The organism is Sulfurimonas lithotrophica, from assembly GCF_009258225.1.
Taxonomy (GTDB): Bacteria; Campylobacterota; Campylobacteria; order Campylobacterales; family Sulfurimonadaceae; genus Sulfurimonas; species Sulfurimonas lithotrophica.
Genome location: NZ_CP043617.1, coordinates 874290 through 893388, shown reverse-complemented (window position 1 = coordinate 893388; position 19099 = coordinate 874290). Strand labels below are relative to the sequence as shown.

The 19099-nt window shown below is 30.1% G+C and carries 22 protein-coding genes; 12 read left to right on the top strand and 10 right to left on the bottom strand.

From position 1 onward, the window contains the following. The 10 genes from FJR48_RS04500 to FJR48_RS04455 are packed head-to-tail and all read left to right on the top strand — an operon-like array spanning position 1 to position 10733. Positions 1 to 1287, top strand: coding sequence for a M99 family carboxypeptidase catalytic domain-containing protein (locus tag FJR48_RS04500; protein WP_152306966.1), 1287 nt, complete (start codon positions 1 to 3; stop codon positions 1285 to 1287). Between the two features lie 11 nt (positions 1288 to 1298). Beyond that, the gene (locus tag FJR48_RS04495) at positions 1299 to 2837 is read left to right on the top strand and encodes a hypothetical protein (RefSeq protein ID WP_152306965.1); all 1539 of its coding nucleotides are present in this window, start codon (positions 1299 to 1301) and stop codon (positions 2835 to 2837) included. Beyond that, complete coding sequence (locus FJR48_RS04490; RefSeq protein WP_152306964.1) at positions 2834 to 3457, top strand: type 4a pilus biogenesis protein PilO; 624 nt, start codon at positions 2834 to 2836, stop codon at positions 3455 to 3457. The genes FJR48_RS04495 and FJR48_RS04490 overlap by 4 nt, the downstream gene beginning before the upstream one ends. Further along, positions 3457 to 3936 (top strand): hypothetical protein, encoded by a 480-nt coding sequence (locus tag FJR48_RS04485; RefSeq protein ID WP_152306963.1) that lies wholly within the window; start codon positions 3457 to 3459, stop codon positions 3934 to 3936. Before FJR48_RS04490 ends, FJR48_RS04485 begins: the two co-directional genes overlap by 1 nt. A 12-nt stretch (positions 3937 to 3948) precedes the next feature. Next, on the top strand, positions 3949 to 5559 hold the full coding sequence (gene mshL, locus FJR48_RS04480; protein WP_152306962.1) for a pilus (MSHA type) biogenesis protein MshL: 1611 nt from the start codon (positions 3949 to 3951) through the stop codon (positions 5557 to 5559). Then, positions 5549 to 6358 carry an ATP-binding protein gene (locus tag FJR48_RS04475; protein ID WP_152306961.1) on the top strand — a complete coding sequence of 270 codons (810 nt, stop codon included), beginning with the start codon at positions 5549 to 5551 and terminating at the stop codon, positions 6356 to 6358. The genes mshL and FJR48_RS04475 overlap by 11 nt, the downstream gene beginning before the upstream one ends. Next, positions 6351 to 7202: a CDC27 family protein gene (locus FJR48_RS04470; protein WP_152306960.1), complete on the top strand. Its 852-nt coding sequence runs from the start codon at positions 6351 to 6353 to the stop codon at positions 7200 to 7202. The genes FJR48_RS04475 and FJR48_RS04470 overlap by 8 nt, the downstream gene beginning before the upstream one ends. Beyond that, positions 7199 to 7741 carry a hypothetical protein gene (locus FJR48_RS04465; RefSeq protein ID WP_152306959.1) on the top strand — a complete coding sequence of 181 codons (543 nt, stop codon included), beginning with the start codon at positions 7199 to 7201 and terminating at the stop codon, positions 7739 to 7741. Before FJR48_RS04470 ends, FJR48_RS04465 begins: the two co-directional genes overlap by 4 nt. Positions 7742 to 7755: 14 nt before the next feature. Continuing rightward, a complete protein-coding gene (locus FJR48_RS04460) occupies positions 7756 to 9489 on the top strand; it encodes a GspE/PulE family protein (RefSeq protein ID WP_152306958.1) in 1734 nt (577 codons plus the stop codon). After that, positions 9489 to 10733: a type II secretion system F family protein gene (locus FJR48_RS04455; protein ID WP_152306957.1), complete on the top strand. Its 1245-nt coding sequence runs from the start codon at positions 9489 to 9491 to the stop codon at positions 10731 to 10733. The genes FJR48_RS04460 and FJR48_RS04455 overlap by 1 nt, the downstream gene beginning before the upstream one ends. A gap of 3 nt (positions 10734 to 10736) precedes the next feature. Here the strand turns inward: FJR48_RS04455 and FJR48_RS04450 are convergent, their stop codons facing one another. The 3 genes from FJR48_RS04450 to FJR48_RS04440 are packed head-to-tail and all read right to left on the bottom strand — an operon-like array spanning position 10737 to position 12374. Next, a complete protein-coding gene (locus tag FJR48_RS04450) occupies positions 10737 to 11306 on the bottom strand; it encodes a YigZ family protein (protein WP_152306956.1) in 570 nt (189 codons plus the stop codon). Beyond that, a complete protein-coding gene (locus FJR48_RS04445) occupies positions 11307 to 12017 on the bottom strand; it encodes a YebC/PmpR family DNA-binding transcriptional regulator (RefSeq protein ID WP_152306955.1) in 711 nt (236 codons plus the stop codon). 9 nt (positions 12018 to 12026) lie between these two features. Next, on the bottom strand, positions 12027 to 12374 hold the full coding sequence (locus FJR48_RS04440) for a hypothetical protein (protein ID WP_152306954.1): 348 nt from the start codon (positions 12372 to 12374) through the stop codon (positions 12027 to 12029). A gap of 96 nt (positions 12375 to 12470) precedes the next feature. Between FJR48_RS04440 and FJR48_RS04435 the strand changes: the two genes are divergently transcribed. Both FJR48_RS04435 and FJR48_RS04430 read left to right on the top strand, forming a co-directional pair. Beyond that, positions 12471 to 13178 carry a sensor histidine kinase gene (locus FJR48_RS04435; RefSeq protein WP_152306953.1) on the top strand — a complete coding sequence of 236 codons (708 nt, stop codon included), beginning with the start codon at positions 12471 to 12473 and terminating at the stop codon, positions 13176 to 13178. A gap of 12 nt (positions 13179 to 13190) precedes the next feature. Continuing rightward, positions 13191 to 13700: a hypothetical protein gene (locus tag FJR48_RS04430; RefSeq protein ID WP_152306952.1), complete on the top strand. Its 510-nt coding sequence runs from the start codon at positions 13191 to 13193 to the stop codon at positions 13698 to 13700. On the opposite strand, the gene FJR48_RS04425 is transcribed toward FJR48_RS04430, so the two are convergent. The 7 genes from FJR48_RS04425 to FJR48_RS04395 are packed head-to-tail and all read right to left on the bottom strand — an operon-like array spanning position 13693 to position 19091. Then, entirely contained in the window at positions 13693 to 14457 is a 765-nt protein-coding gene (locus FJR48_RS04425) for a tRNA 2-thiocytidine biosynthesis TtcA family protein (protein WP_152306951.1), read from the bottom strand. The two genes, FJR48_RS04430 and FJR48_RS04425, sit on opposite strands and share 8 nt — an antisense overlap. Positions 14458 to 14466: 9 nt before the next feature. Beyond that, a complete protein-coding gene (locus FJR48_RS04420) occupies positions 14467 to 15165 on the bottom strand; it encodes a 5'-methylthioadenosine/adenosylhomocysteine nucleosidase (RefSeq protein WP_152306950.1) in 699 nt (232 codons plus the stop codon). Positions 15166 to 15175: 10 nt separating this feature from the next. Continuing rightward, complete coding sequence (locus FJR48_RS04415; protein ID WP_152306949.1) at positions 15176 to 15892, bottom strand: nitrilase-related carbon-nitrogen hydrolase; 717 nt, start codon at positions 15890 to 15892, stop codon at positions 15176 to 15178. Further along, positions 15893 to 16831 (bottom strand): ACP S-malonyltransferase, encoded by a 939-nt coding sequence (gene fabD, locus FJR48_RS04410; protein ID WP_152306948.1) that lies wholly within the window; start codon positions 16829 to 16831, stop codon positions 15893 to 15895. Further along, complete coding sequence (locus tag FJR48_RS04405; protein ID WP_152308380.1) at positions 16828 to 17592, bottom strand: DNA-binding transcriptional response regulator; 765 nt, start codon at positions 17590 to 17592, stop codon at positions 16828 to 16830. Before FJR48_RS04405 ends, fabD begins: the two co-directional genes overlap by 4 nt. Next, positions 17579 to 18097 carry an FKBP-type peptidyl-prolyl cis-trans isomerase gene (locus FJR48_RS04400; RefSeq protein WP_152306947.1) on the bottom strand — a complete coding sequence of 173 codons (519 nt, stop codon included), beginning with the start codon at positions 18095 to 18097 and terminating at the stop codon, positions 17579 to 17581. The genes FJR48_RS04405 and FJR48_RS04400 overlap by 14 nt, the downstream gene beginning before the upstream one ends. Before the next feature lie 49 nt (positions 18098 to 18146). Continuing rightward, complete coding sequence (locus FJR48_RS04395) at positions 18147 to 19091, bottom strand: tetratricopeptide repeat protein (protein WP_152306946.1); 945 nt, start codon at positions 19089 to 19091, stop codon at positions 18147 to 18149. Positions 19092 to 19099 lie beyond the last annotated feature (8 nt).

The following is a 19099-nucleotide window of genomic DNA, read 5'->3' as shown; positions in this document are numbered from 1 at the left end:
ATGATAAAATCTTTTTTCCTTTTATTGATATCTTTTTCTTTATCATTTTCAAATATACAACTTATAAAAAAAGAAAATAATGATTCAAATACAACTCTTTTAGTTATAGGCGGTATTCACGGTGATGAACCGGGAGGTTATTTTGCTGCTTCTTTATTAGCTACAGAGTATGATATAAAATCCGGAAACTTATGGATTGTTCCAAATTTAAATAAAAAAAGTATTCAAAAGAACACTCGTGGCATCAACGGTGATATGAATAGAAAATTTGCAAGTTTAAACAATAATGATAAAGATTTAAAAATTATAAAAGAGATTAAGAATATTATACTATCAAAAAACGTATCACTGGTCTTGAACTTACACGATGGTCACGGTTTTTACAGAAAAGAGAACAAAAGTAAGATATTCAATCCAAATGCTTGGGGACAGACATGTGTAATAGACCAATGTACATTGAGTCCTAATCAACCATTTGGAAATTTAAACGATATAGCTTTAACAATTAAAAATCGTATGAATAAAAGTCTTATTCAGTCTCATCATAGCTTTGATGTTAGAAATACAAAAACAAAGTTTGAAGATGAAGCGATGCAGTTATCTTTAACATATTTTTCTGTTACAAACAACAAACCCGCCTTTGCAATTGAAACTAGTAAAAACTTATCATCTCTCTCACAAAAAGTGTTTTATCAGCTAACGGCTATAGAAGAATTTATGAAAATAATGGGCATTACCTATACAAGAAACTTTAAATTAGATACAAAAGATATATCAAAACTATTGGAAAATAATGGAAATTTAAAGATTAATGACAATATTTCATTGAATTTAACTAACATAAAAAAATATTTAAGCTACTTTCCGTTAAAATCTAAAGACAATGTACTTGAATTCTCTCATCCCCTAGGTAGTTTTGAGAAAATTAACGACAAATACATTATATATATAGGAAATAAAATAATAACAACTCTAAATTCTCAATATTTTGAGTTAGGTAGTGATTGTCCTAAATATTTTAAAGTTAAAGTTGATAAGGATATAGGAATATTTGAAAATACTTCAGAAATTTCTGTTATTGACGATTTTAGAATATTGACAGATAGTTCTATTAGAGTTAATGTTATCGGATATAAAAGCAAAAACTCAAAATCAGAATCTGGAATTGATATTGCTCATGAAGCTATAGTTAAAAGATTCTCTATTGATAAAGACGAAAAGGTTTTTAGAGTTGAGTATTATAAAAATAATAAATTTTGTTCCATGCAAATGGTTCATTTTAGATAGGAACTTAACTTATGAGTGAAAAGACTGAACAGGTATTTTCAAGTGTTGTATCACATAATCCTTATGATAATGATTATGTGAGTGGAATTTCTAGCTTCTTAGCGTATGATAAAGATATTACTTTTAAAAAAGGCCAATACTCTATCTCGTATATAAATACAGATAGTTTTATAAATGCCCAAATTTCGATAAGTAAAAATATTCCCGAAGAAGATATATATGATGCTATTCTTAGCAAAACATATGATGAATTAGCTTTAGACCAAGCCCTTTCATATAAAATAGAATATATTGAACTTTATAATGCCTTAGATGCAGAAAATAAATACTTCAATGTTTTTATTGTAGATCCATTAGTTATAGATGAAACTTTTGAGGAAAGTATAAAACAGATAAAGTATATTGATACGATAATTCCTTCTCCACTATTATTTAAATCACTTTATTCAAAAGAATTAATAACAAATTCAGGTGCACACGTATTTTTATACTTTGAAAGAACAAGTGCATTTATAGCAATTTATAATGAAAAAGATTTTATTTTCAGTAAAACGATTGAATATTCCTTTGAACAGTTACATGAGAATTTTTGTGAACTTTACGGTGAACGTATAGAGTTTGAAGAATTTATAGATTTTATTAAAAATGAAGACTTAAAAAATACCATCAGTCCTTACAAAGAGTTTTTTATAAAACTTTATAAGGATGTTTTTTACAATATAAACGATATTTTAACCTATGTAAAAAGAGCTTATGAGATTAAAAAATTCGAGTATATCTATATAGGTACACAATTTCAAACAGCTTCAAATTTAGATGAAATATGTGAATTTGAACTTCAAATCAAAACATCAATCCTTGATTTTGACTATGGTTTTGAGTCAGCTGAGGGTGAAAACATTAGTCTGCTTCATTCACTGATGCAACTTCATGTAATTTTACCTGATGAAGAAAAATATATTTGTAATTTTACAAATTATGAAAGACCGCCTAGATTTATTCAAAGAGAAAGCGGTAAATTGATACTGATAGCTGCTGCTTCTTTAGTTTTAGGTTTCGCATATCCTGTTGGAAACTGGATTGCTTCGTATGCACAAGGGCTCCAAAAAGATATATTGAATAACGAATATGTCGAAATTCACAATAAAAAAACGACAAGAGAAGCTACGATTAAGAACAGAATGGCAGATAAAAATAAAGCTCTTAAGTTGCTAAACGAACAAAAGAATAGCTATATAGATAAAAAAGGGACTTTGGTAAAAATCCACGATGTTAAAGTAAACTATCTTATGAAAGCTAAAACCTTAACCTCTTTAACAAAAGATTTAAATAACTTTAATGTTAAGTTAGAATCGGTTTTATATGCTCAAAAAGAAAAAAGTGATAAATTTGAATTGGGTTTAGTATCATATAAAAGTATTAGAATTACAAAACTTATTAAACATCTAACAAAAATTTATGAGGGTACTATGAAATTTTCTATAGATAAGATATTTTATGATGAAGACGAAAAAAAATATTTTAGTACATTAAAGGTGGAAGTATTATGAATATAGAAGATTATTTACATAAAATAGATTCATCTTTAAAAGACAAAAGTGAAAAAGATAGAAAACTCACTTATATTATGGTAGCTTCCGTAATATTTGCATTTGCGTATCTTTTTTGGGATAGTTCCGAAAACGATTTTATGAAAGTACAAAATGAAATTAAACAGATACAAAGTAAAATTAATAAGGACAAATCATATCTTAGCTTAAATCCACAATCCAAAATAACAAATTTGGAAAAAGATATACAAAAAACTCAAATACAGATGCTTGAGTTTAAAGATAAGAATGACTATATCAAACATAAAATTGAAACTATATCAGCATTGATATATGATGAACGTACATGGGGAGCTTATATAAATTCAATCGCATATAATGCAAAAAAATATAATATTAAAATTAAAGATTTTTCAAATAAATATGTAGATAACAATGAATCTTTTGGTCATATGCTAGATTTGAAAATCAATTTATCGGGAAGATTTCAAAATACACTAAAGTTTATAAACTCTCTTGAACAAAGTGATTTAGTAGTTGATATTCATAATTTAGATATAAAAGCTCAAAATAAACTCAATACTAATATTGAGCTTTCAGTATGGGGGATTACTTACTAATGAAAACTATAATAATTTTTATATTTTTGACATCTTCCTTGCTAGCAAATAATGATGATTTATCTTGGGTTGATACTCAGATTGAAGCTATAAAACCTCCAAGAGACGGCGAAAGCAATATAAATATGTCAAAAATCAAAAACCCTTTTATTTTTTTAAAGAAAAACTCTTCAAAAAAAGAAACTGATAAAAAATCCGTAAATGTAAGTAGTAAAGCTAACAAAAAAGAGGTAAGTAAGGTTTCCGGTTCGGTTACTGAAGTCAGCACAACACCTCTTTATAAAAAAGATTCTTTTGTTTTATATGCAATAATAAATAAAACTGCACTTATAAACGGCAAATGGTATAAACTCGGTGATATTGTAAATAGTTATAAAATAACTCATTTAGATAATAAAACTGTTACTTTAAAAAATAGTTCAAAAACTAAGGTGCTCTCAACTGCATCTAAAAATACAAAATTAAAATTTAAAAAATAGGTAGGTTTGAAAATGAAAACAATAAAAAAATATATATCCAGAGCACTACTAGCGTTACTATTATCTACACAGATTAATGCTGATTGTTCATATGAACTTTTCAGCGTCAGCTCTACAAAAGACACTAAAATAATTGATTTTATCGATCAATTAAGTGATCAATGTGAATTTAGCGTAATAGTAACAGATCCGCATGCCCAAGAATTTCTTAATACACCATTAAATAAAACTCATTTAAAAAATCTTACCATTGAAGAAGTTTTAAATATTATATTAATTGAGAACAACCTATCTTACACTTTAGAAAACAATCTTTTAAAAATATCTTACTTAACTACAAAGGTTTTTGCTATAGATTATATATTATCTCAAAGAAAAGCAACAGGGAGCACTGATATAACTTTAAGTTCATCAAGTTCCCAAAGTGGTTCTTCAGCTAATTCGACTTCAAATAATTCAACTTCAGCACAAGGTAATAGTTCTACAACACAATCTGGTATAAAAATTGAAAGCAACGATGAAGTTAAATTTTGGCATCAACTTGATTTAGAACTTCAACAAGTTCTTAATCGTCCTGAAGACAAATATGAAGCAGCTTTTCCTATAATCAATAAAAATGCAGGATTAATTACAGTAACGGCTACCGTTAAACAGATGAGAAGATTGGAAAAATATCTAAAAAAGCTTCAAGAAAAAGTTCAACTTCAAGTACTTATAGATGTTCAGCTTTTATCTGTAACCATGAGTGAAGGAAAAACTACGGGTGTTGACTGGTCACAACTGTATAAACTTCAAAACATCAATTTAGGTTTAGATAGAAGAGACTGGCAAAATGTTTCTACTTATGAAGAAAACTTAATAACTGAAGGAACACCATATGGTAATAATCTCAGAGAAGTTGGTCAGATGTTTACTATTCAGGCAGAAGGAAGTTTACAAGAAGTTATTAAATTTTTACAAACTCAAGGTGATGTAAACTCAATCTCAAATCCTAAAGTTTTAACACTCAATAATCAACCTGCTTTAATAACGGCAGGAACAGAATATTTTTACAAAATTAAATCTTCTACAAATCAGCAAGGAAGTGGTGGCGGTGTAGCAGCTACAACTCAAAACGAGTCAATAGAATCTGTATTTGCCGGTGTATTATTAAATATAACTCCGGAGATATCAGATAATGATACAATAACGCTTAAAATAAACCCGTCTTTATCTGAGACAAGAGATGATATAAGTCAAAGTACTTCTTCTGATAGAATTATGCCTCCTGATTTAAGTAGACGTCAACTATCTTCGGTAGTTACCGTTAAAAACGGTAATAGGATTATTTTAGGCGGTCTTATTAATAGTAAAAATGTTCAAGATTCAAGTAAAGTTCCAATTTTAGGTGACATACCAGGTTTATCTTATCTTTTTAGATATGAAGCGAACTCTAAACAAGTAGAAGAATTAGTAATTGTAATTGAAACACATATTATTAAAAAATCAAATAACGATTTATCTTTATCTGATTTAGGTTATACGGGTATATCTGAAGATTTTATAAAAAACGGGAAAAATTCAAAATCTAAAGATTTAGAAAACAGTTCTAAATCTTCAGAAAAAGAAAAAAATGAAATCTAGCATTTATACTAACTCCAAAGATGTTTTTATAGATGCTGTAAACCCTAAAGATTACGTACAGTTAGATCGTGTATCTACAATTTATCAATCTTTAAAGAATTCGGTAAAAAAACCGCTTAAAATGATTTTACTTTACGGTAAACCAGGTACCGGTAAAAGTATGTTTTTATCAAAGTTGCATCAAGATTTATCTAAAAATCAAGAGGTTCATTATTATATGACTCCTATTATTGATGAAAGTGAATTTTATAGAGTTTTAGCTCATGATTTATATGGTTTTAGTGAGAATAAAGAATTAAATTTCACTCAGATTATGAAAATTATACAAACAAAAGAAACTCAAGAAGTTCCTTTAATTTTGCTTGATGAAGCACAACTTTATTCAGATTCTTTAATGGAAAAGATAAGGCTTTTATCCGATACCAGAAAATTAAAGTTTGTTATTGCCTTACACAAAACACAGACTGAAGATTTAATCGCAAAAGAGCATTTTCAAACTAGAATTTGGGAGTCTGTTGAACTTAAAAACGCTTCTATGGCTGAATCGAAAATATATATTCAAAAAAAGCTTATGAAAGCCAACTGTTTTGACAGTGCCAACATGTTTACAAATAAATCTATAAAGTTAATATATAAATTAACTAATGGTAATTATAGAGATACAAACAAACTACTTTATTCTGTTTTTGAGATATATGAACATTATTATAAGCATAATTCCTCAAAAATAAGCATGGATAAAATATCAAATAAAATCATTGAGATGTCGGCGATTCATACAGGATTAATTGATGCATAATATACATGAACTTGAACAAAAATGGTTTAAATATAAAATTAAGTTTTTTCTACCATATGTTGTTGTTATAATATTTTTTGCAATATTAATAATTACACTAATATTTATAAATGATTTTAAATCAATTTCTCCTTTAACGATTTCAAAAAAAGAATATAATATAAGTAAACAAAAACAAAGTACTAAAGTTTCTTCTGAACAAAACATAGAAGAAGAAACTATTGATATAAAAAAAGACACTGAACAAAAAATAAATAAAAAAACGTCAACAAAACCTCTCAATGAAATAAAAGATTCTAAAGATGAAAAACTGATTCTGTCTCCATCTTTAGACTTTATGAAAAAGCTTAAAACAGATTCTGTAAATTCGTATAATGATGTACAAACTAAATCTTATAATAATATTTCTGAAGAGATATCTAAAAATATTTCGGAAGATACAGTCAAAGAAGAGAAAACTATACAAACTTACCAAGACCAAGATACGCAGGAAAGTGAAACTTTTGCAAAAAAACCTAAAATTACAATATCTAAAAGAGAAACTCAAAACGATATTCAAGACGTTATTAAAAGATTCAAAAAAAATAACAACCCGGCACTAAGTCTTTTTGTTGCTAAAAAATATTATAAACTCGGTGATTATGAAAAAGCCTATAACTATGCCCTTATTACAAATGAAATAAATAACGAAATTGAGCAAAGCTGGATTATTTTTGCAAAATCATTGGTTAAATTGAATAAAAAAGATTTAGCAATTAAAACCTTAAAAAAATACATCAGACATTCCCATTCAGGTAATGCGAAAGTATTGTTAGAAGATATAAAATCAGGAAAGTTTAGATGAAAATAATTTTTTTAATCCTTTTATCAACTTTATTATTTGCAGATATTAAAGATGATATATTTAATTATTATCAAAATGAAAAATATGAAGATGCTTGTACTTTAGGTCATAAATGGTTAGATAAAAATATAAGGGATGAAGAATTTATATCTTTATATGCCTTTAGCTGTTTAAAATCTGATTATATAGATCGCTTATCTATTCCAATATCTCTTTTAAAGTTTTCTCGTGAATCAAGATCAAATTCTGCTTATTTTTCAGTTATTTTAATGCAAAAAAAACTTCTATACCACTCTTTAGTTGATGGATATAATTTATCTAAGTTAAAACTTCCCTCAACCGATTATATATTATCAAAAGTGTTTGACTTATATTCTGAACTAGGAGAACACGAAGCTAGAACATTATATATTTTTACAGATAAAAAGAATCCAAGAGTTTCTTATAAATTATATGTTATAAACGATGAGCAACTAAGTAAAATGGTAATTGAAGAGTATTTTGATACAATATCAATTCAACGCCATGTTTATTGGTAACGGGGTATTTTCAGATGGATAGGATAACAGAAGATTTACTTGATAGTGGTCTTATAATGAAAGGCCAAGTTGACAGACTCAAAGCAAAAGATGTCAACTCCATGCTTGTATTAAAGCACATTACACAATCAGGTTTTATGACTATGGACAGGCTTGTTCGTTTTATAGTAGATAAAATCAGAAAAGGAGTATATGACTTATCCATAATCGAAGGATATGATTATATCAGAGAAGATATTGTACTAAAAAAATTATCAGAAGGTCTTAATCTTGAATTTATAGATTTAGACGATATAGATATAGATCATGATTTAACAAATAAAATTCCACTGCATCAATTGCAAAAATATCATGCCCTACCAATATACTCAGATGATTTAAATGTATATATTGCTATTAACGACCCACTAGATATAGAAGCTAAAGAATCTCTTCAAAGACTTTTTCCAAGAAAACCGGTTAAACTCAAAGTTGCAGTAAAAAAACAGATACAAAATAATCTGTTTAAAGTTGAACTAAAAGATAAAGAAAAAGTTCTAGTAAAAAAAGTTAGAGATGAGCTAAACTCAATAAGTTCCATAGAAGAACAACAAGAAGCTTCATCTATTTTACTACTGATAGACGTAATTCTTAATGCTTGTATTAAAGGTCGTGCAAGTGATATACATATAGAACCTAGTGAACGTAACTGTTCTGTTCGCGGACGTATAGACGGTAAATTATCTGAAATTTTTATTTTTCCAAAAGATATATTTGCACCTTTGACATCACGTTTGAAACTACTTGCCAATCTCGATATAGCTGAAAAGAGAAAACCTCAGGACGGTCGTTTTTCAACTGAAGTTGGAAGTTTAGAATATGATTTTCGTATATCTACCCTTCCGACACTTTACGGTGAATCAATAGTTATGCGTATCCTTGATAAACAAAAAGCACTTGTAAAACTTGAAGAAGCCGGAATGGATTCTGAGAGTTATCACAAACTCTTAAAAGGTCTCTCTGCTCCTTATGGAATAATATTAGTAACCGGTCCTACGGGAAGCGGTAAAACAACAACTCTTTACGGTGCACTTAATGAGCTAAAAGATCCTGCAGACAAAGTTATTACGGTTGAAGATCCTGTTGAGTATAGAATGAATCTTATACAACAAGTTCAAGTTAATCCTAAAGTAGGTTTAGGTTTTGCAGATGCTTTGCGTTCCATCTTACGTCAAGATCCGGATAAAATCATGATTGGTGAGATTCGTGATCAAGAAACACTTGAAATTGCTATTAAAGCTGCATTAACAGGTCACCTTGTTATATCTACACTTCATACAAATGATTCAATATCTGCAATACCGCGTATGGCAGATATGGGTATACAACACTATCTCATTTCAGGTGCACTTGTTGCCATACAAGCACAGAGACTTGTTAGAAAGATATGTACAAACTGTAAAACAGAAGAAGAAATTTCTGCTTCAACATTAGAAGAATTACATGAGTACATTCCTGAAGATGCAGTATTTTATACTGGAACAGGATGTAAAGAGTGTAATGAGACTGGATTTTCAGGACGTGAAATGATTTGTGAAGTTTTAAATATCAGTGAAGAGCTATCATCATTAATAGCTAAAGGTGCTTCAAAGGATGATATGACAAAGCAAGCTGTAGAAGACGGTTTTATCGGTATATTTGAAAACGGTATTCAAAAAGCACTTGATGGAATAACAAGTCTTGGAGAAGTATTAAGGGTGGCTAAATAATGGATTATTTTCAAGCAACAATGCTTACTAAAGGTAAAAAACAGATTTTTGGTTTCTATGCAAGAGATAGAAAAGAAGCTACTGACATAGCAAAAATAAAATACTCCGGACTTTTAATAAAAGTTGAAGAATCTACCGAACCTTTGGAGTTAAAGTTTAAGCGTATAAAAAATGAATTACTGCAAAATGTGAAAAAACGAAAAGTAAAACCCGATGCTTTAATAGCTGCAATTAGACAAATGGCAGTTATGACAAATGCCGGTATATCTATTCACGATTCTATAAGTGAAGTAGCCGTTTCTACGGCTGATCAAAATTTAGCATACGTACTAGAAAAATTAGCTGATGATATAAATGCCGGTAACTCATTATCTAAAGCTATGGAGAATTTCAGGTTTGAGCTTGGAAACCTTACAATAGCTATGGTAAAACTCGGTGAAAAAACAGGTAATTTAGATGAAGCTCTAAATTCACTGGCTGATATGCTAGAAGAAATAAGAGCAAACGTCATAAAATTTAAAAAAGCAATGGCATACCCAAGAAATGTTATGATAGCTATGGCTGTAGCATTTACGGTACTGATATCATATGTTGTACCACAATTTAAAGCTATATTTGAAGAGTTAAATGCCGAACTACCTTTACCTACACAAATTTTATTAACACTTGAGCATCTCTTTAACAATTACGGTCCTTATGTTTTGGCCATACTAATATTAACCTTTTTTACACTCAACTATCTTATAAATAACTACAAACATATAAGGTATGGCTGGCATGAACTATTATTAAAAACATACCTGATAAAAAATATTATTAAGTATGCTACACTAAATAGATTTACACTGGTTTTTTCTGAACTTGTACGTGCAGGTATCCCAATAGCTGAAGCACTTGACACATCTATAGACATGATTGATAACTTACCTTTAAAATCAAAATTAAAACAAGTTAGAATCTCCGTTGAAAAAGGTGCTATGTTAAATGACGGTTTGGCTGAGACAAAACTTTTTGAGAGTATGATTATACAAATGGTTAAAGCAGGTGAAGACGGTGGTGCTTTAGATAAAATGATGCAAAAAGTAGCAGACTACTATAAAATGCGTTTTGACGCTATTATAGATAATTTATCATCGGCAATTGAACCTATTATGCTTTTAATGATTGCTAGTATGGTTATCTTACTTGCACTTGGTATATTTATGCCTATGTGGGATATGGGTAATGCTGTTCAAGGTAGATAAAACTTATAAAGATATAAGTCTATCTGCTTTTTTAATAAACGTTTCTAAATTCTCTTTAGTTGATTTTATTTTATATTTTACATCTGTATCAAAAACTTTATCAAGTATATCAATATTACATTCCATACATAGATGTTCTACTTTCCCTACATTGCTGTATAAGAAACTAATATTTTTCACTATTTCATCTTTATATTCTAAAAACTGAGACTCATTAAGTACCAAGTTCACAGCATCGCTATACGCACGAACCAAACCACCCGTACCAAGTTTTGTACCACCAAAGTATCTTACAATGATCACACCTGTATTTATCATATCAGCACCTTGTAAGACCATTAAAGATGGCTTTCCCGATGTTCCTTTTGGTTCACCGTCATCACTTGAAGCTTCTACTATTTGATTATACTCATTCAAGTATCTAGATGCACTAACAAAATGTCTTGCTTTAGGATGTTCTTCTTTTAAGATTGCAAGAGTTTTTTCAAACTCTGCATAAGGTGTGAGGTAGGTAATAAACTTTGATTGCTTTACTTCTAAAGTATCTGTATATATTTTATCTATATAATACATTTAAGCGATATTTGTAAATACCTTTTGAACGTCTTCATCATCCTCTAAACGCTCTAAAATTTTATCTATATCAGCTTGTTGCTCATCAGTTATATTAACAGGTGAATTTGCCATACGCTCCAATGTCGCTTTTTTAATCTCAACACCCATACCTTCTAAAGCTTCATTTAAAGTTCCAAAACTTGTATAATCAGCCGTAACCAGTACTTCACCTTCTTCAACTTCAATCTCTTCAAGTCCTGCATCTATAAGTTCTAACTCTAACTCTTCCGGATCCATTTCCTCTTTTAAGTCAAATTCAAAAAGTGCTTTTCTATCAAACATAAATTCAAGTGAACCGTTTGTCAGCATCTCTCCGCCATTTTTATTTAATATACTTTTTACATTAGCGACTGTTCGTGTATTGTTATCTGTAGCACACTCTATAAAAATAAGTACACCATGAGGAGCTTTACCTTCAAAAGTAACTTCAGTCATGTCCGCAGCATTTTTTTCAGTAGCTCTTTTTATTGCAGCTTCAATATTGTCTTTTGGCATATTTTCAGCTTTTGCATTTAAAATAGCCGTACGCAGTTTAGGATTTAAATCAGGATCACCACCACCCTCTTTTGCTGCCATTGTAATAACTTTACCCAGTTTTGGAAACAGTTTTGACATTGCTCCCCATCTTTTTAACTTTGATGCCTTTCTATATTCAAACGCTCTACCCATAAATATCTCCTAACTAACTTGAGAGATGCTAATTGCACCGTCTTCACTATAATCAACTTTTATTTCACTAACATTTTCAGCTTTGATAAGATTTAGATTTAATTCTCTACTCTCTAACGATATCATATCTTTCAGTTCAATTGTATATTCATTTAATGCATCGCTTAATGCATCAACTATTTTTGCACTTAACTTTAACCAATGGCGTTGCAGCGTCTCTTCCTCTTCAGCATACATACCACTCTCATCATACTCCAATTCTTCAGCTTGATCGGCAACACGATTTAATTTATCAAATAGTCTTTGTGAGTCTATAAAGCTTAACTTCAATTTTTCATAATCTTCTTCAATTAACATTTAATCTCTCATCTAAAATTTATAGCGTATAATACCATAAGAATACTATAGCTAAAAGTATTTTTGTTATAATATCAAAAATAAAAAAGTGCATATATGGATAATGGTAGCTCTAAAGATCAGTTTTTATCACATATGGTTAGTGAAATGCAAATCCCTCTAAAAGCAGTTTTGAAACTTTCAGAGTCTTTACTGAAAAACTCATATGACGCAAATAATAGAGAACAATATTTAAAACTGATTCATAATAGTGCTAAAAATATAGATAACATTATAAAAGACGTATCAGATATATCTAGTATACAAAACGGAACTTTTTCGATAAATATTACAAAAATAAATCTTATGGAATTTTTATCGCAAAATTTTGAACTATTTCGTTTAAAAGCAAAAGAAAAATCTCTTCGCTTTTCAATTAAGTTCGGTAAAAATCTACCAAAATTCATAGATACTGATGAAAATAGATTATCTCAAGTGATATCAAATCTTTTAACTAATGCAATAAAGTTTACAGAAAAAGAAGGTTCTGTAAAACTTGAAGTAGTTTTTGATACTCAAAATTCATTATTAAAGGTATATGTAGATGATAACGGTATAGGTATCCCTGATTCAAAAAAGGAAAATATTTTCAAACCTTTTATAAGAGATAAATCTAATGTAAATTTTGAAGATACAAGGACAGGTTTGGGTTTATTTATTTCTTTATCTATTATAGAGCTTTTAAATGGTAAAATCGGATTTGAATCTAAACAAGGTCAAGGGAGTACGTTTCATTTTGAAATTCCCGTAAAATTTGAAAATTAGGTTAAGATAAATATGGCAAATACATCAAATATTAAGCATCGCTTTTTTAGTGCATTCCGTGAAATTTTTGTTCATCACCATGGTTCATTGGAATTTCGTGCAAAAATTTTTGCCCTTATAGTAGCTTCTTTTGAAAATACTGTCTATGATGAAGCAGAAGCATATAACTTAATTAAAGAATACGCTCTTAAGTTGTATGAAGATGAAAATAGGGCCAACTTACTAGTACTTACAACTAAAGAGTTAGTTAAAAAAGTATATGATGACAATGGGCTTAATATAGATACTTTAATATCTAATATTCAAAAAGAATTAAAAATAGTACCTAGATATGCCAAAAAAATTGATGTTGACGCATTAAGACCCATCTGTCTTTTAACAGAAGATGAAGAAACTCTTGCTTATCAAACAAGAATACTCGATTTTTTACAAAATTTAAAAGATGAGACACTTCAATCAAAACAAGAACAAATTGAAAAATCAGAAGAAGGAATAACTTCAAAATTTAGCAATACTAAATAGAAAATTTTTCTTTATCAAAAAAACTATCATATGATATATTTTTAAAAGCTGCATTTAAAGATGTAAAAAGCTGAGGATATTCTTTTTCCATATCCCTTAGCATCTCTTTAGTACTTGCTCTGGCATGCGGCATTTTAACATCAAACCTCATTGCAGGACAAGCTTCATCACCAATTGCATTTAACTCATTGTCATCTACAAATGCACGTAACTGTCGCTCACGCATCTGTATAAGAGGACGAATTATAATAAGAGAATTCTCAGCCTTATATTTAGGTGCCAAACTCCTCATCTGACCATTATAAATAAAGTTCATAAAAAAGCTTTCTGCGGCATCATCCATATGATGACCAAGTGCAACCTTATTGCATCCACGCTCCAATGCAGCCGTGTAAAGATAACCGCGTCTCATACGTGAAAAAAAACTGCAAAAAGATGAATTTTTACGTATCTTGTCTTTTGCCAATTCATAAGTCTGGGTATCCACTATCTCATATGGTATATCATATTCCTTACAATGCCGGGCAAGTTCATCATAGTTCTCACCCATACCGTAAGATATAGTAACTGCAATAAACTCAAATTTAAAAGGAGCACGACGCTGTTGCTCTTTCATAGCATGAATCATCGTAAGTGAGTCTTTTCCGCCACTAAGACCTACAAGTATCTTATCACCCTCTTCTATTAGCTCAAACTCGGCATTAGTTTTACCTAGTTTTGACATAATTTTTTTAGAAGGTACTATCGATTTTGACATTTATATTCTTTAGTTTTTAATGATTTCATCGACCATATTCATAACAAACTCGGCAGATATTATTGCACTTGATTCTAAGAACTCATCAAAAGAAAAACTGGCATCCATATCTGCAGCATCACTAATTGAACGAAGTATAAAAAACGGTACGTTTAAAGCATTACAAACAACGGCGACAGATCCACCTTCCATCTCTAATGCACTGGCGTCAAAAGTCTCTAAAATCCAGTTTTTTCGCTCTTCATTTGCAACAAACTGATCACCTGTAGCAATAATCCCCTCTTTAACACTTTTACCCATTTTTGAAGCTACTTTTTTTGAGAGCTCTATCATATCTTTATCAGCTTCAACAAAAACAGCACCCTCAGGTACAAACCCATAGGGATGTCCAAAAGCTGTAATATCTAAATCATGTTGAGATAACTTTGTAGCTACAACCAAATCTCCGACTTTAAGCTCAGGTGACACAGCACCTGCTACACCTGAAAAAAGAAGTCTGTCACACCCAAAATGCTCAATCATTGTCGTAGCAGTTAAAGTTGAAAATACTTTACCTATTTTTGAGTATGCTACAACAACTTCTATACCTTTATATGAAGCTTCATAATATTTATTTCCTGCATACTCCGTAGTTTTATACGAGCCTAGTTTTTCTAAAATCGGAGCTACCTCTTCAGGCATAGCACCCATAATTGCTATTTTTTGCATATCTATTTCCCTATATATTAAATGTTTTTATTTTTTCTTTAAAAAGCGGAAGTTTTTCAATTATCTTTCCATTATTGTTAACGATGCAAGAACCGCCCCAAAACCCAAGTCCGTCTTCAAAACCTACACGATTTACAAATATAACTTTAGCATTACACTCTAGGGATACTTTTTTCAAAATATCGTACCATTTATCTTGTATTGCTAAACCATCATCTGAAAATCCACGTGCCGGAGATGCAACTAAAGCTATTATATAATCAGGGTTTTCTTTTTGTAGATCACGATGTACATCTTCATGCCACATATCCTCGCAAACTATCATAGATGTTTTTCCAAAAGTAGATTGAAAACTCTCAAAAATATTTCCGGCTTTAAAGTAACGTGCTTCTTCAAACATACCGTAGTTTGGAAGATGAACTTTATCATGCTGTGATAAGAGTTCAGCTTTTGAGAAATAGAGTCCTGCATTTCTAAAAGCATCACCATCTCTCATGGCTGCGCCTACAACTATGTCTATATTTTTACTTAACTCTTTTAAATTGTCTAACTCATTTATATCCCAGGCATCTTCATATAGTTTATCTTGCAGAAGATAACCGTTTAGAGATAACTCGGGAAAAACTATTATGTCACTATCATTTTTAAATTCTTTAACAATAGTGATAATATCATCTAAATTACTTCTATTTAACTTAGGAGATACTTGAGCTAGGGTTACCCTCATTTAACTGCAAACTTCCTCTTTAACCTTAGCTAGAGAAGCCATATCAGATATATTTAGAGTATTCATATCTTTTGCGATTCTACGGTTAAGTCCTTTTAATACCACACCTTGACCAAATTCAATAGCCATATCTACTTCAGATGCAATAGTCTCTATAGATTGTTTATATTTTACAGGTTTGATTAACTGGTCTTTTAATAAAGATACAGCTTCATCTTTTGAGGCATATTTTTTAGTCGTAACATTTGATACGATTGGTGCTTCAAAACTATCATTAACCATATTTGACATAAGAGACGCTAAAGGCTCTTGAGCAGGTGATAATAACTCACAGTGAGATGCTACAGACATATTTAATAGTAATGCTCTCTTAGCACCGGCTTCTTTAAAAGTATCTTCTAAAGATACTAAATCTGCTTTCATACCTGCTACAACTAACTGACCGTCTTGATTGTAATTTGCCGGCCATACTTTTTTACCCTCAGCCTGTGCATCTGCACATATTTTCTCTACCGATGCATCATCTAAACCGACAATAGCCATCATACCGGCTTCTATCTCTTCACATGCACCTTGCATATATGCTCCACGTTTATGAACAAGCTCAACAGCATCTACATAATCAATAGCACCGGATGCACATAAAGCTGAAAATTCACCTAATGAGTGCCCTAAAAAAAGTTCCGCTTTTACATCAGGGCATTCTTGCTTGAATAATTTATATGCAATCATTTGAACAAGTAAAATTGCAGGCTGAGTATATGCAGTTTGTGAGAGTTTATCATTTTCTTCAAACATTAACTCTTTAAAGTCAACACCTATTCTCTCACCTGCTTTATCAAACATTTCACGAGCTAACTCCGAATTTTCATAAAAGTCTTTACCCATGCCTACTGCTTGAGATCCTTGCCCTGCAAAAATCATTGCTATTTTTTTCATTCATTTTCCTTTAAATAATCTTTGTTATCTGATATCTTTTTTCTTAATGTATTTCTATTTAATCCAAGTTTGTCCGCAAGTTGAAGTTGCGATTTAAATTTATCTAAGCCTGCACGAATCAATGGTACTTCATAAAGATGTAAAAAATTTCTATAGTCATTATTTGAACCCAATTTATCACTCAAATAACTCTGCATAATATCCATAAGTTCAGAATCACTTATATCAGCAAAAAGCGAATTTATCATAATTTGTCTCTTTAGAGAATTCGAATTTGAAGACAAATCAGGTTTAAAATTATCAATTTTAATTTCACTGGAAGTATTAAATAATTTTGAGGCTTCCTGTGCATATATTTTAATTAATTCATTTACATCTTCCGGTCTTTGGCTTAACGGTGGTATATCAAACTTAATACTACATACTTCATCTATATACTCACTATAAAAAGAGCTTTTTGCAGTTGCTATCAATCTTATTGATTTTTCTACAATAATATCTAAAACTATTTTTATATTAGGTATATTCTCTAAATTAATTATAATTATTTCACTTGTACTTTGAAGTGTTGCCAATATATCTTCATACTCCTTACCGTCAAACATAGGAGCTTCATTAAGAATATATCTTGCAAGTGTTTTTTTCCCTACACCTACTTCACCGCTAATAAGAGCATTAACATTTAAAGTTTTTAAGAGAGTAGCAGTTTTATATGCTTGTGCACTGGATGCACAAGCAGTTACAAAATTAGTTGCATCCACAGCCAGAGCCGCCACCTGTACCACAACAATCATCTTCTTGTTTGTTCTCAGCCGGTATCCCGGTCATAGCTTCTTCAGCAGAAGCATCACGTACGTTGTTTATAGTTACACTAAACATTAAATCTTTTCCAGCTAGTGGGTGATTAAAATCTATAATTACACTATCTGTACCAATTTCATTTACAACTACTTGAACGGTACCGCCGTCTTCACCTTGACCGTATAAAGTCATTCCAACTTCGAGTTCAATACCTGCAAATTGCTCTTTTGGCACTTCTTGTTTAGCTTCAGCATTATATTCACCATACGCATCTGCAGCTTTTACAAGTACATCGCCTTTTTCACCGATTGCCATATCTTTAATTCCGTTTTCAAGTCCCGGAATAATTTGACCTTTACCGAACATAAATACTAGCGGTGCACCACCTACGTTCCCATCAACTAATTTATCTCCATCACGTACTTCATACTCTAACGATACGATTTGATTTGCTTCAATTGCCATATTATTAAACCTTTATATATAGTTTTGCGATTTTAACATCTTTTTCTTACTACTTCATTAATTCAAGCTGTTTATTTGCTTCATCAGAAAATTTTGTGTTTGGATATTTTTTTACAATTGCTTCAAAGAAAGATTTTGCATTTTTATTATCGTTATTATATTTCATAGAAAAAGCAGTATGTAACATAAGTGTCGGCATATAATTGGCTTTAGAGTAAAGCTTTGCACTTTTTTTAAAATATGCGATTGCTTCGGAATAATCTTTTCTATAATATTTCATTTCACCAATCATATAATGTGCACGAGCAGGCTTATAGTTTTTTTCTATTAAATACGTGTACATATCTATAGCTTCAGTATAACGCTTTTTATCATAGTGTTCTCTAGCTTCTTTTGCTACTTCTGCATTACTTTTAGAACTATATGAAGAAGCTTGCTTTTGCATAGAACCTTTGAGTTCTTTTGCAACAAGTTGTTTAAACGAATTTACATCATTTACCAACGAATTAAATTCATCTTTTGATACGTAATTTTTATTTATATTATCAATCAATGCGCTTAACTCACTAATTATAAGTTTCAAACTTTTTATTTCTGCTTCATTTTTTTTAATTAATTCTGCATTTGAAGTAGATACTTCTAAAAGACGTTTTTCAAATTCACTTGAACTAATTAGTCTTTCATTATTTTGCTGATCTAAATTTTTTAATTCTAAATTATTTTTATGCGCTTTTCTACTTAAACTCTCAATAATACCTTGTAAGCCGTCTATCCTATCTCTTAGAGATTCAAGTTCATTAGACTGGTCATTACTTTTTACGGTTATTTTTTTAAGATTTTTTTTATTCTGAAGAAGGATTTCTTCTTCTTGAGTAAGTCCATATGGGGAAGGGTTATTTAAGTCACCTGCTCCAAATGCAGACGGTTCATCTGCATAAAGAACAAAATTAAATAGAAAAGAAGTTAAAAATAATACTAATAATCTATCTTTCATATATTGAT

Coding starts and splice junctions, on each gene's coding strand:
- FJR48_RS04500 (WP_152306966.1), top strand. CDS start 1: ATGATAAAATCTTTTTTCCTTTTATTGATATCTTTTTCTTTATCATTT.
- FJR48_RS04495 (WP_152306965.1), top strand. CDS start 1,299: ATGAGTGAAAAGACTGAACAGGTATTTTCAAGTGTTGTATCACATAAT.
- FJR48_RS04490 (WP_152306964.1), top strand. CDS start 2,834: ATGAATATAGAAGATTATTTACATAAAATAGATTCATCTTTAAAAGAC.
- FJR48_RS04485 (WP_152306963.1), top strand. CDS start 3,457: ATGAAAACTATAATAATTTTTATATTTTTGACATCTTCCTTGCTAGCA.
- mshL (WP_152306962.1), top strand. CDS start 3,949: ATGAAAACAATAAAAAAATATATATCCAGAGCACTACTAGCGTTACTA.
- FJR48_RS04475 (WP_152306961.1), top strand. CDS start 5,549: ATGAAATCTAGCATTTATACTAACTCCAAAGATGTTTTTATAGATGCT.
- FJR48_RS04470 (WP_152306960.1), top strand. CDS start 6,351: ATGCATAATATACATGAACTTGAACAAAAATGGTTTAAATATAAAATT.
- FJR48_RS04465 (WP_152306959.1), top strand. CDS start 7,199: ATGAAAATAATTTTTTTAATCCTTTTATCAACTTTATTATTTGCAGAT.
- FJR48_RS04460 (WP_152306958.1), top strand. CDS start 7,756: ATGGATAGGATAACAGAAGATTTACTTGATAGTGGTCTTATAATGAAA.
- FJR48_RS04455 (WP_152306957.1), top strand. CDS start 9,489: ATGGATTATTTTCAAGCAACAATGCTTACTAAAGGTAAAAAACAGATT.
- FJR48_RS04450 (WP_152306956.1), bottom strand. CDS start 11,306: ATGTATTATATAGATAAAATATATACAGATACTTTAGAAGTAAAGCAA.
- FJR48_RS04445 (WP_152306955.1), bottom strand. CDS start 12,017: ATGGGTAGAGCGTTTGAATATAGAAAGGCATCAAAGTTAAAAAGATGG.
- FJR48_RS04440 (WP_152306954.1), bottom strand. CDS start 12,374: ATGTTAATTGAAGAAGATTATGAAAAATTGAAGTTAAGCTTTATAGAC.
- FJR48_RS04435 (WP_152306953.1), top strand. CDS start 12,471: ATGGATAATGGTAGCTCTAAAGATCAGTTTTTATCACATATGGTTAGT.
- FJR48_RS04430 (WP_152306952.1), top strand. CDS start 13,191: ATGGCAAATACATCAAATATTAAGCATCGCTTTTTTAGTGCATTCCGT.
- FJR48_RS04425 (WP_152306951.1), bottom strand. CDS start 14,457: ATGTCAAAATCGATAGTACCTTCTAAAAAAATTATGTCAAAACTAGGT.
- FJR48_RS04420 (WP_152306950.1), bottom strand. CDS start 15,165: ATGCAAAAAATAGCAATTATGGGTGCTATGCCTGAAGAGGTAGCTCCG.
- FJR48_RS04415 (WP_152306949.1), bottom strand. CDS start 15,892: ATGAGGGTAACCCTAGCTCAAGTATCTCCTAAGTTAAATAGAAGTAAT.
- fabD (WP_152306948.1), bottom strand. CDS start 16,831: ATGAAAAAAATAGCAATGATTTTTGCAGGGCAAGGATCTCAAGCAGTA.
- FJR48_RS04400 (WP_152306947.1), bottom strand. CDS start 18,097: ATGGCAATTGAAGCAAATCAAATCGTATCGTTAGAGTATGAAGTACGT.
- FJR48_RS04395 (WP_152306946.1), bottom strand. CDS start 19,091: ATGAAAGATAGATTATTAGTATTATTTTTAACTTCTTTTCTATTTAAT.